9 protein-coding genes are annotated in these 11,259 nt (G+C 58.8%); 1 reads left to right on the top strand and 8 read right to left on the bottom strand.

Annotated elements, in window-relative coordinates; all coding sequences use genetic code 11:
• The 8 genes from GZ093_RS17800 to ccsA all read right to left on the bottom strand — a co-directional run.
• Positions 1–243: hypothetical protein (locus GZ093_RS17800; protein WP_296488587.1), on the bottom strand; the 243-nt coding region annotated here is incomplete at its 3' end.
• Positions 244–414: 171 nt separating this feature from the next.
• Positions 415–1,584, bottom strand: coding sequence for a ribonucleotide-diphosphate reductase subunit beta (locus GZ093_RS17795; protein WP_296488584.1), 1,170 nt, complete (start codon positions 1,582–1,584; stop codon positions 415–417).
• A gap of 133 nt (positions 1,585–1,717) precedes the next feature.
• On the bottom strand, positions 1,718–4,663 hold the full coding sequence (locus tag GZ093_RS17790; protein WP_296488581.1) for a ribonucleoside-diphosphate reductase subunit alpha: 2,946 nt from the start codon (positions 4,661–4,663) through the stop codon (positions 1,718–1,720).
• Between the two features lie 175 nt (positions 4,664–4,838).
• Positions 4,839–5,450, bottom strand: a complete 612-nt coding sequence (ampD, locus tag GZ093_RS17785) for a 1,6-anhydro-N-acetylmuramyl-L-alanine amidase AmpD (RefSeq protein WP_296488577.1) — start codon at positions 5,448–5,450, stop codon at positions 4,839–4,841.
• Positions 5,437–6,888 carry a sigma-54 dependent transcriptional regulator gene (locus GZ093_RS17780; protein WP_296488574.1) on the bottom strand — a complete coding sequence of 484 codons (1,452 nt, stop codon included), beginning with the start codon at positions 6,886–6,888 and terminating at the stop codon, positions 5,437–5,439. The genes ampD and GZ093_RS17780 overlap by 14 nt, the downstream gene beginning before the upstream one ends.
• Positions 6,867–8,621: an ATP-binding protein gene (locus GZ093_RS17775; RefSeq protein ID WP_296488573.1), complete on the bottom strand. Its 1,755-nt coding sequence runs from the start codon at positions 8,619–8,621 to the stop codon at positions 6,867–6,869. The genes GZ093_RS17780 and GZ093_RS17775 overlap by 22 nt, the downstream gene beginning before the upstream one ends.
• Positions 8,622–8,849, bottom strand: a complete 228-nt coding sequence (locus tag GZ093_RS17770; RefSeq protein WP_296488570.1) for a PP0621 family protein — start codon at positions 8,847–8,849, stop codon at positions 8,622–8,624.
• Positions 8,846–9,649 carry a cytochrome c biogenesis protein CcsA gene (ccsA, locus tag GZ093_RS17765; protein ID WP_296488567.1) on the bottom strand — a complete coding sequence of 268 codons (804 nt, stop codon included), beginning with the start codon at positions 9,647–9,649 and terminating at the stop codon, positions 8,846–8,848. The genes GZ093_RS17770 and ccsA overlap by 4 nt, the downstream gene beginning before the upstream one ends.
• A 77-nt stretch (positions 9,650–9,726) precedes the next feature.
• Between ccsA and ffh the strand changes: the two genes are divergently transcribed.
• Positions 9,727–11,091 (top strand): signal recognition particle protein, encoded by a 1,365-nt coding sequence (gene ffh / locus GZ093_RS17760; RefSeq protein ID WP_296488565.1) that lies wholly within the window; start codon positions 9,727–9,729, stop codon positions 11,089–11,091.
• The last annotated feature ends 168 nt before the right edge of the window (positions 11,092–11,259 follow it).

The raw sequence follows: 11,259 nt of genomic DNA, 5'->3' as shown, positions 1-11,259 counted from the left end.
AGCTGGAGCCGCTTTCTTAGCTGGAGCCGCTTTCTTAGCTGGAGCCGCTTTCTTAGCTGGAGCCGCTTTCTTAGCTGGAGCCGCCTTCTTGGCTGGAGCCGCCTTCTTGGCTGGAGCCGCCTTCTTGGCTGGAGCAGCCTTCTTGGCTGGAGCAGCTTTCTTGGCTGGAGCAGCCTTCTTGGCTGGAGCAGCCTTCGTTACGGGAGCGGCCTTTTTTACGACCAGTTTTTTTGCAGTTGCCATCGTTGTTCTCCTTGATCAATTTACTAAGGGCACTTCATGCCAGTCACAGCGCATGAAGCGATGCATGGTGCTGGGTTCAAACCCAGTACCATGAACCAGGGCACACAAGTCACCGCTACCTTCACTAAGGCAGTCAGCAAGATGTGAAATTCTTATTGTCATTTTTTCAGATCAATCCCAAGACAGCGCACCACCGGATTGATATTCAATGACACGGGTCTCGAAAAAGTTGCGCTCTTTCTTGAGGTCAATCATTTCACTCATCCACGGAAACGGATTCTCTTCGTTGGGGTAAAGCGTCTCAAGACCGATCTGCGTGGCGCGGCGGTTGGCGATGTAACGCAAGTAGCCTTTGAACATGGATGCATTCATACCCAGCACGCCGCGGGGCATGGTGTCTTCAGCGTAGCGGTATTCCAGTTCGACAGCTCGCTCGAAAAGCGCCTTGATTTCAGCCTTGAACTCTGATGTCCAGAGTTGCGGGTTTTCAAGCTTGAGCTGATTGATCAAGTCAATGCCAAAGTTGCAATGCATGGATTCATCGCGCAGGATGTACTGGTACTGCTCGGCGGCTCCGGTCATTTTGTTTTGACGCCCCAGGGCCAGAATTTGCGCAAAGCCAACATAGAAAAAAAGACCCTCCATTAGGCAGGCAAAGACGATCAGCGACTTCAACAGGGTCTGGTCGGTCTCGTGAGTTCCTGTTTTGAAGGCCGGGTCCATGATGGCTTCAATGAACGGGATCAAAAACTGGTCTTTGTCGCGGATCGACTGGATCTCGTTGTAGGCGTTGAAGATTTCGCTCTCATCCAGACCCAGCGACTCCACGATGTATTGATAGGCATGGGTGTGAATGGCTTCTTCAAAGGCCTGGCGCAACAAGAACTGGCGACACTCTGGCGCGGTGATATGGCGGTAGGTGCCAAGCACAATGTTGTTGGCCGCCAGTGAGTCTGCAGTGACGAAAAAGCCCAGATTGCGCTTGATGATGCGACGCTCGTCGTCGGTCAAGCCGTTGGGATCTTTCCACAGCGCAATGTCCCGCGTCATGTTGACTTCTTGCGGCATCCAGTGGTTGGCACAGCTGGAGAGATATTTCTCCCACGCCCACTTGTACTTGAAGGGAACGAGCTGGTTGACGTCGGTCTTGCCATTGATGATGCGCTTGTCAGCGGCATTGACGCGGTGGGGGCTGATGGTAACTTCGGGTCGGGCCGGGCCATCATGCAGTGTGTGACCCTCGGCGGATGGCAGCGACGGCTCTGTCGAGCGGCTGCTGGATGAGCCGCGAGCATGAGGCAATGGCGGTGTGGGCTTGACTTCTTCGTCCCAGGACAACATAGATGGTTCCAATCAGCAGATTATGAGAGCAGCGAAATGAAATGAAAAGTATTCATTCATATCGTGACGGTATTGTGTTGATGAGTGTGGTGCAGCAACATCGCGTCGACACGATATGTCGAGGGCATGAAGGTCATTGGCATGACTCGCAGGTTGGATCGTCGAGACCGCAAAACTTGATGTCGGTTGCAGGACCGGCCGCCATCTGCATTCTTGCGGTGGCCGCCGCAGCGTCGAGTGCACTCATGCCGGTACTGCCAGGCTGCAACTCGCTGCCTGAAGACACTGCATTCATGCGCCCGGCGGTGACGGTCGACTTCTCGGCATGGGTGGCCGACATGGTGCGCAGATAGTAGGTGGTCTTGAGGCCACGAATCCATGCCAGCTTGTACGTGTCGTCCAGTTTTTTGCCTGAGGCGCCCGCCATGTAGATGTTGAGCGATTGGGCCTGGTCAATCCACTTCTGGCGCCGCGCCGCGGCTTCCACCAGCCAGCGCGTTTCCACCTCAAAGGCGGTGGCATACAAGGCCTTGATGTCGGCTGGCACCCGGTCGATCGGACTCAGGGAGCCGTCAAAGTGTTTCAGGTCCATCACCATGACATCGTCCCACAGCCCCAGGCGCTTGAGGTCCTGCACCAGGTAGCTGTTGATGATGGTGAATTCGCCTGACAGGTTGGACTTAACTGACAGGTTGCCAAAGCAGGGTTCGATGGAGGCGTCAACACCGATGATGTTGGAGATGGTGGCGGTGGGCGCGATGGCCGTGCAGTTGGAATTGCGCATGCCGTCCCTGGCAATCTTCTGGCGCAGAGCTTCCCAGTCCAGCGTGGATGATCGATCTACTTCCACGTAGCCGCCGCGCTCGTGCGCCAGCATGTCCAAGGTATCAATTGGCAAAATGCCCTGATCCCAGAGTGAACCTTTGTAGCTGGCGTACCGGCCCCGTTCATGTGCCAGTTCGGTGGACGCCCAGTAGGCGTAGTAGCAGATGGCCTCCATGGAGGTGTCGGCAAATGCCACGGCCGCATCGCTGGCGTAGGGGATGCGAAGCTCATACAGACTGTCTTGGAACGCCATCAACCCTAGACCCACCGGCCGATGCCGCACATTTGAGTCGCGTGCCTTCTTGACCGCGTAGAAGTTGATGTCAATCACGTTGTCGAGCATGCGCATCGCAATCGTGATGGTTTTTTGCAGCTTGGCATGGTCAAGCATTTTGGTGGTGCTGCCCGAGCCTGTGGGGGCGTCCTTCAGGTGTTGCAGCAGGTTGACCGAGCCCAGGTTGCAGACGGCGGTCTCTGTGTCGCTGGTATTGAGCGTGATCTCGGTGCACAGGTTGCTGGAGTGAACCACGCCGACATGCTGCTGCGGGGAACGGATGTTGCAGGCGTCCTTGAACGTGATCCAGGGGTGACCGGTTTCAAATAGCATGGTGAGCATTTTTCGCCACAGGTCCGCCGCTTGCAGTGTGCGTGTCGGTTTGATCTCGCCGCGGGCGGCTTTCTCCTCATAAGCGACGTAAGCAGCCTCAAAATCGGCGCCAAACTTGTCGTGCAGATCGGGCACATTGTTGGGTGAGAACAGGGTCCATTGGCCTTTTTCCATGACGCGACGCATGAACAGGTCAGGAACCCAGTTGGCCGTGTTCATGTCGTGGGTCCGGCGGCGATCATCGCCGGTGTTTTTACGCAGCTCCAGGAATTCTTCAATGTCAAGATGCCAGGTTTCGAGGTAGGTGCAAACCGCGCCCTTGCGCTTGCCGCCCTGGTTGACCGCCACCGCCGTGTCATTCACCACCTTCAAGAACGGCACCACGCCTTGCGACTCGCCATTGGTTCCCTTGATGTGGGCCCCCAGGGCACGCACCCGCGTCCAGTCGTTTCCCAACCCGCCGGCGAACTTGGACAGCAGGGCGTTTTCTTTGATGGATTCGTAAATGCCGTCCAGGTCATCAGGAACGGTGGTCAGGTAGCAGCTTGACAGCTGCGAACGCAGGGTGCCGCTGTTGAACAGCGTCGGGGTGCTGGACATGAAATCAAAAGAGGAGAGGACTTCATAGAACTCGATCGCGCGCGCTTCACGGTCGATCTCATTGAGCGACAGCCCCATGGCCACGCGCATGAAAAACGCCTGCGGCAATTCAATGCGGGCCTTGCCGACATGCAGAAAATAGCGGTCGTACAGGGTTTGCAGTCCCAGGTAATCGAACTTCAAGTCGCGTTCTGCCTTCAGTGCGGCCGCCAGTCGCGGCAGATCAAATTGCTGGAGCTTTTCGTCGAGCAATTCGTGGTCGATCCCCTTTTTGATAAATTGGGGAAAATAATCGACGTAAGCCTGTGCCATATCAGCCTGCATCACATCGTGGCCCAGGACTTCGTTGGCCATGGTGTGAAACAACAAACGCGCGGTGGCATAGGTGTAGTCGGGGTCTTTCTCGATCAGCGTTCGCGCCGCCAGGATGGAGGCCTTGTACACCTCGTCCATCGGAACGCCGTCGTACAGGTTGCGCATGGTCTCCGCCAGGATGGGCTCAGGCTTGACGTCCGCTCCCAAGCCGCTGCATGCCGACTCGATGATGCCTTGCAGGCGCGCCAGATCCAGCACGATGCGCTCACCCTTGTCGATGGCATGCAACAAGGGTGTTTTGGCTGTGGTGGCGATCAATTGCTGCGCCCGCTCCTGCGAGCGCTTTTCCCGATACAAAACATAAGCACGAGCCACTTCATGGTGACCGCCACGCATCAAGCCCAACTCCACCTGATCCTGCACATCCTCGATGTGAAACGTGCCCCCGGCCGGGCGCGAGCGCATCAGTGCGTGGATCACAGTCTGCGTCAAGCCGTCAACGGATTCGCGCACGCTGGCCGAGGCGGCGCCTTGCGTGCCATGCACCGCCAAAAATGCCTTCATCATGGCAACGGCGATCTTGTTGGGCTCAAAAGGCACCACTGCGCCGTTACGGCGGATGATCTGGTACTGGCTCAATGAATGAGCTGCGGTGTCGTTGATGCCATCTGCACTGTGAAGCGCATGAACATTGGCGTGCGGGGCGGGTGATGGGTTTGAAGCAGTTTGCATCTTGTCCTCGTCTGTCATTTTGTTTTAGGGGAGGCGGTGCCGAAATGGGCAGAACCTGATCCCGGGATACAGGTTTGCGTCGGCTTTGACAAACGCTATATGTAGGGTCGACGTGATCATAAACCACTACCCCTAGTGGTTGTTTGAAAAGACCCCACAGCAATCCTGACAATTGTCAGCAGCGACTTTTCGACAAGATCCCGGACGGGAAAAAATGTGTGGACAGACCCAATGCCTGCTGGAGCAGGGCCCAGTCGAAGCCACTTCCCGGATCGGTTTTTCGTCCTGGCGCGATATGTTCGTGTCCGGCAACTTGTGTGATGGGGTAGCGCTGCAGGATGGCCGCACACAGGCTCGCCAGCGTTTCATACTGACGCTCATCGAAGGGGCCGTCGTCAACCCCTTCAAGCTCGATGCCGATGGAATTGTCATTGCAGTTGCTGCGTCCCTGGTAGCTTGACGCGCCCGCATGCCAGGCGCGCTGGTCGCAACTGACAAACTGCTGCAATTCACCCTGGCGACGGATGTAGAAGTGGGATGACACTTCCATGCCCTCAATGCTTTTGAAGTAGGGGTGGGCGTTCCAGTCCAACTGGTTGGTAAAGAGGCGTTGTACCTCGTCGCCGCCATACTGGCCCGGAGGCAGACTGATGCAGTGCAGCACCAGCAGGTCAATCTCGGCCTGGCTTGGCCGGAGCCCGCAATTGGGTGAGGCGAGTTGACCCGCAAATTGGTACCAGCCCTCGCGCCACAGCGGCGAACTGTCCAGTGCTTTAGAGCGACTCATCGGACAATTCACCACTGTGCGGGGCATCAATACTGAGCCTGGCCATGCGATAACCTATTTGTCGCAGGCTCAAACCGAGGCGGGCCGCTGCGGCGGTGCGGTTGAAGCCAGTTTCACGCAGCGCCTGCATCAGTATCTCGCGTTCCTGGCTGTCGAGATGACCTTGCAGGTCGCTGGGGATGGTGACCTGCTCCTCGTTCAGCGGTGCTGCATCGCCATCCAGAAAAGACGCCTCCTGTGTCGACGGCTGTCGGACATCCAGATCAAGGTGGAGCTCATCGCTGTCACATAAGGCGACGGCGCGCTGCAACAGATTCTCCAGCTCGCGCACGTTGCCTGGCAGCGGGTCATGCGAGAGTTGTTCGAGTGCTGCTTTGGAGAGTGGTGGAACCAGCATGCCCGACTCAGCCGCGATCCGACGCAGCAAGGCCTGGCACAGTGCAGGCAAGTCTTCCCGGCGTTCGCGCAACGGTGGAATCTCAATTTCAATCACATCCAGGCGGTAATACAAATCTTGGCGAAAACGGCCCGCCAGCACTTCCAGACCCAGGTCTTTGTGCGTGGCGCTGATGATTCGGACATCGACGGGTTCTTCCTGGGGCGACCCGATCGGGCGGATACAGCGCTCCTGGACGGCCCGCAGCAGTTTTGATTGCATCGACAACGGCAGGTCGCCAATTTCATCGAGAAACAAGGTGCCGCCGTTGGCCGCCTGGAAAAAGCCATCACGGTCCTGGGTTGATCCGGTATAGGCACCTTTTTTCGAGCCAAAAAATTCGGCCTCAAGCAGACTCTCGGGTATCGCGCTGCAATTCACCGCGACCCAGGCACTGCCGGTGCGGTGGCTGCTGGCATGAATGGCCCGCGCCACCAGTTCCTTGCCGGTACCGGACTCGCCATGCACCAGGACCGGTGCCATGCTGCGTGCCACCTTGACGATGCGCTCCTTGACCCGCCTCATGCTGTCTGATTCCCCCACCAGCCGTTGCAACACGGCGTCGCTGCTCTCCGGGGGTGGCAAACCAACGCGACCGACCGGGACTGCCCGCGGGGCTGGTTCTTGTAGGGCCGAGACGATGACGGTGCGAAACTGCTTGAGGTCAACCGGCTTGGTCAAATAGTCAAAAGCGCCCGCCTTGAGCGACTCGACAGCGTTGCCTGCAGAGCCATAGGCGGTGATGACGACACAACGCTCGGGGCGCTTTCTCGCCCGGAGTTGCTGGATCAATTCCAGGCCCAGGCCATCGGGCAGGCGCATGTCGGTGATCACGACGTCAAAACGGCTCTCACCAATATGCTGCAAGGCCTCTGCCAGGTTAGCGGCTGTTTCCACCCGGTAACCTTCCCGCAACAGCGTCAACTCATAGAGCGTGCGCAAGTCTGGCTCGTCATCGACGACCAAAATCCGGGCGCCACTCAGCGTTGTGTTTGATGCCATGATTTATCAGGTGTGCGCTTGTTGGCCATGGGTCTGTGCGCGGGTGTTGGCCGGGTCCGCAGGGTCACTAGAAACTCATTGCCCTCAACGGGTTTGCCCGCCATGGTGCGCGGGGTCCGGTCGTAGCCAATGGTGGCGCCGCGCCCCTCGCATAATTCCCGACAAATATAAAGGCCCAGACCGCTGGAGCGGCTTTCTGAGGAAAAAAAAGGTTCGAACAAATGTCGCTCCACGGATTGATCCATCGGCTGGCCATCGCTCCAGACGCTCAAAACGCATTGCTCAATGGTGGTCGGCCTGACGGACACCTGAATTGCGTCAAGCTGTTGACTCGCGTAGCGCCGTGCATTGTCAAGCAAGTTGACCAGAATCCGACGCAAATGCTCGGATTCGAACGTGACTTCGACCGAGTGGGGGTGGAGTTGGACGCTGAGCCGGTGCTCGCTCGCGGTCTGGCCTTTCCAGTCCTGGCAAATTCTTTCGACCAACTCATTCAAGTCCAGGACCGGCGCTGAATTGATATTGTCAGACCGCTGTACCCGGGAGACATTGAGAATATCCTCCACAATTTTGTCCAGCCGCTTGGCGTTTTGCTGCACCATCCGGGTCAGTTGCTTGTGTTTGGGGTCAAGCAGTTCTTCGTCGAGCAGCGCATTGGCTTGCGCAATGGCTGCGAGCGGGTTGCGAATTTCGTGCGCAACGGCCGTGGACATGCGGCCCATACTGGCCAGCTTCTCGGTTCGGATCCGCGCTTGCATCTCGCGTTGATCTTGCAGAAACATGACACACAATTGCTCGTCATCTCCTGCCTGCGAGGCCGTCAGTTGGGTGCGCACCTCTATGTGCCTGGGGCCTTGACCGGCCGGATGAATGGTGACATCGGCCTGCTGGGTGGGATGCCCGGCAAAACTGCGCTGCGTCAAATCAACCAGGCCCTGCCATTCAACCAACGCGCTGAGAGCAAAAGACCTTTCCCCTGGCCTGCGTCCAAAACCCATCAACTGGCGGGCAGCCGGGTTGGCGGCACGCACAATGCCGCGTTGATCAACGACCAGAATGCCTTCAGTCAGAGATTCAATGACCAGCTCGTTGACCCGTTTCTGTACCCGTGCGGCCAGCTGGCTGCGTTGCGCCCGTAGCTCCACTTTGACGAGACGAGTCGCAATCTGGCTGGCTAGCAATGAAATGACAAAGCACCCTGCACCGGTGAGCGCTGCCTGCAAAAAATGAGCGGCCATGTCCCCCGGTGCTTGAATGGACATCCAGGTGGCGTAACCAAACAGCAACAAGGTGACCCCCGCCGCCGTGCCCATGGCCACCAGCAACGAGCCCAGAATGGCCGCCATCAGAATCGGCAGGGCGAACAAGGGTGTGTAGTTGATGCTGTTGCCTTGCACCCATTGCAGGGCGGTGAACGCCAGCAGATCAATGCCAACCGTGCCAATCCACTGCAGGTCAAGCGTGCGGCCCAGTTGGCGCGGGCGCGTCAGCAGGCGCATCGCCAGGGCAGCGGCAAAATAGCCGATACAAATCAGGAGCAAGGCGCTGTCTTTGGAGGCCCCGAGCACAAGAATCGTGCCCTGCAGCAACATCAGTACCAGCCCTAGTGTGACGCGCGCGGTCATGAAGCCGCGCCACAGCCGCTCAAATTCTTCGGGCTTGTCGACCTTGTCTAAGCCGGGTTCAAGCAGTGAAGGACCAAACCAGGAGTGCGCGTCTGGCGGCGGCTTCATTCAAGGCTCCGCGCGCTGCCGATGATCGGCGCTGCAGTACCAGCCGTTCTTGCCCTGCACGCCATCGGCAGCTGGAAAATGGACCGAACACAGCTTGCAGCGCACCATATCCAGCGGCGGGGGCTCGACTTTTTCATTTTCACGATGCAGGCGTGGGTCCGACTGTCGGTTGGATCGCCACAGCCAAATGCCAGCCAGCACGACTACCAGAACCAAAAGAAACTTCATGGCGCGCGCCCGAGGAAAACCTCCATGACGAAGCGCGACCCGACGTAGGCCAGCAGCAGAAAACCGGCGCCAATGTACAGGACGCGCACCGCGCGTCGACCGCGCCAGCCAAAGCGCGCGCGCCCCACCAGCAACACAGCAAAGGTCAGCCATGACAGCAGGGAAAACGCCGTCTTGTGGCTCCATTTCAAAGGCGTGGCTGAGCCGTAGAGCTCATTGCTAAAAAAGAGACCCAGCAGCAAGGTGGCCGAGAGCAGCAGGAAGCCGGCGCCGACAAACCGGAAGGTCAAGCGCTCCATGGTCAGCAGTGGCATGCCCAGGCGGGAATCGGCGGCCAGGCGAATGCGCTCTTCGGTGCGGCTCATGAACCAGGCATGCACCACGGCGGCGCCGAACAGGCCATAAGACGCAATGCCCAGTGCCCAATGCAGCGGCAGCCAGGGCGAGGCACTGGCGTGCAGCAGGCTGCCCGGGAACAAAAGTGCCAGCAGTACCACCACCGCGCCCAGTGCGGACAGGGCCCAACGCGTCTGCAACAGTGGGTAAACCCGGCTTTCAATCGCATAAACGGCGGCCACCAGCCAGGCGGTCACGGACAACGCCGGTGCAAACCCAAAGCGCGGCGCCTCGCCAAACAGGCCCCAGAGCAGCATCAGGCCGTGCAGCAACCAGCCCAAGCGCACGGCGGCGCGTGCCACCCCGGTGCCCAGCCGGGCGGCACCCATGGCGGACACGCTATAGGCCACGGCGGCACCAATTGCCAAAGTCACGGTCATGGGGGAAGCACTGGCTAAAATCATGGCTACAGTTTAGCGTTTTGCATCCGGCCATTTTCTACTGGCCCCCAACCTAGGTTCCGTCCATCGGAATACCCCATATGGCCTCCGCTCTCTCCGACAAACTCTCACGCCTCGTCAAAGAAATTCGAGGCCAGGCGCGCATCACCGAAGCCAATGTGACCGACATGCTGCGTGAAGTGCGCATGGCCTTGCTGGAGGCTGACGTGGCCTTGCCCGTGGTGCGCGACTTCATTGCCCGCGTCAAGGAAAAGGCGCTGGGCCAGGACGTGTTGGGCTCGCTCTCGCCCGGTCAGGCGCTTGTCAGCATCGTCAATCGGGAACTGTCGGCCACCATGGGCGAGGGGGTGAGCGACATCAACCTGGCGGCACAACCGCCGGCGGTCATCCTGATGGCGGGCTTGCAGGGCGCCGGCAAGACCACCACCACCGCCAAGCTGGCCAAGCACCTGATCGAGAAGCGCAAGAAGAAGGTGCTGACGGTCTCGGGCGACGTTTACCGCCCCGCGGCGATCGAGCAGTTGAAAGTGGTGACGGCCCAGGCCGGCGCCGAGTGGTTCCCCAGCTCGCCGGACCAGAAGCCGGTGGACATTGCGCTGGCGGCGCTCGACTATGCGCGCAAACATTTCTTTGACGTGCTGCTGGTGGATACCGCCGGTCGCCTGGCCATTGATGAAGCGCTGATGCAGGAAATCAAGGCGCTGCACGCGGCCCTGAACCCGGTGGAAACCCTGTTTGTGGTCGACGCCATGCAGGGCCAGGACGCGGTCAACACCGCCAAGGCATTTAAAGACGCGCTACCCCTGACCGGCATCATCCTGACCAAGCTCGACGGTGATTCGCGCGGCGGCGCGGCGCTGTCGGTGCGCCAGGTTACCGGTGCACCCATCAAATTTGCCGGCACCAGCGAAAAGCTTGACGGCCTGGAGGTGTTTGACGCCGAGCGCCATGCCGGGCGCATTCTGGGCATGGGCGACATCCTGGCGCTGGTCGAGCAGGTCACCTCCGGCGTCGATATGGCGGCGGCGCAAAAGCTCGCAGCCAAGGTCAAAAGCGGCGGTGGCTTTGATTTAAATGATTTTCTGGCCCAGATTCAGCAAATGAAGCAGATGGGCGGACTGTCCAGCCTGATGGACAAGCTGCCCGCGGCCATGTCTGCCAAAGCCGGCCAGATGGACATGGGCAAGGTGGAAAAGGACATTCAGCGCAAACAGGGCATCATCCACAGCATGACGCCGCTGGAGCGGCGCAAACCCGAGCTCATCAAAGCCACGCGCAAGCGCCGCATTGCCGCCGGCGCCGGTGTGCAGGTGCAGGAAGTCAACCGCATGCTCAAGGAGTTTGAGCAGATGCAGGACATGATGAAGAAGATGAAGGGCGGGGGCATGATGAAAATGATGAAGCGCATGGGCGGCATGAAGGGCATGCCGAAGATGCCTTTCTGATAACTTGCGGGACAGGCCAAGGCGAAAGGATCGAAGTGATGGAGTTGCCTCGGTTTTCATCTGCTATTTAAGCCCGCGGGTTCAAGTACGAAGTGCACCGTTTGAAAAACGGTTGGGCCAAGAGCAAATAGGATGAGCTCTTTGTGACCAGCCAGTCTCGACGAGCAC

This window comes from Rhodoferax sp. (genome assembly GCF_010365055.1).
Lineage (GTDB): Bacteria > Pseudomonadota > Gammaproteobacteria > Burkholderiales > Burkholderiaceae_C > Rhodoferax.
This window is presented reverse-complemented; position numbering and strand designations above follow the sequence as displayed.

Coding starts and splice junctions, on each gene's coding strand:
- GZ093_RS17795 (WP_296488584.1), bottom strand. CDS start 1,584: ATGTTGTCCTGGGACGAAGAAGTCAAGCCCACACCGCCATTGCCTCAT.
- GZ093_RS17790 (WP_296488581.1), bottom strand. CDS start 4,663: ATGCAAACTGCTTCAAACCCATCACCCGCCCCGCACGCCAATGTTCAT.
- ampD (WP_296488577.1), bottom strand. CDS start 5,450: ATGAGTCGCTCTAAAGCACTGGACAGTTCGCCGCTGTGGCGCGAGGGC.
- GZ093_RS17780 (WP_296488574.1), bottom strand. CDS start 6,888: ATGGCATCAAACACAACGCTGAGTGGCGCCCGGATTTTGGTCGTCGAT.
- GZ093_RS17775 (WP_296488573.1), bottom strand. CDS start 8,621: ATGAAGCCGCCGCCAGACGCGCACTCCTGGTTTGGTCCTTCACTGCTT.
- GZ093_RS17770 (WP_296488570.1), bottom strand. CDS start 8,849: ATGAAGTTTCTTTTGGTTCTGGTAGTCGTGCTGGCTGGCATTTGGCTG.
- ccsA (WP_296488567.1), bottom strand. CDS start 9,649: ATGATTTTAGCCAGTGCTTCCCCCATGACCGTGACTTTGGCAATTGGT.
- ffh (WP_296488565.1), top strand. CDS start 9,727: ATGGCCTCCGCTCTCTCCGACAAACTCTCACGCCTCGTCAAAGAAATT.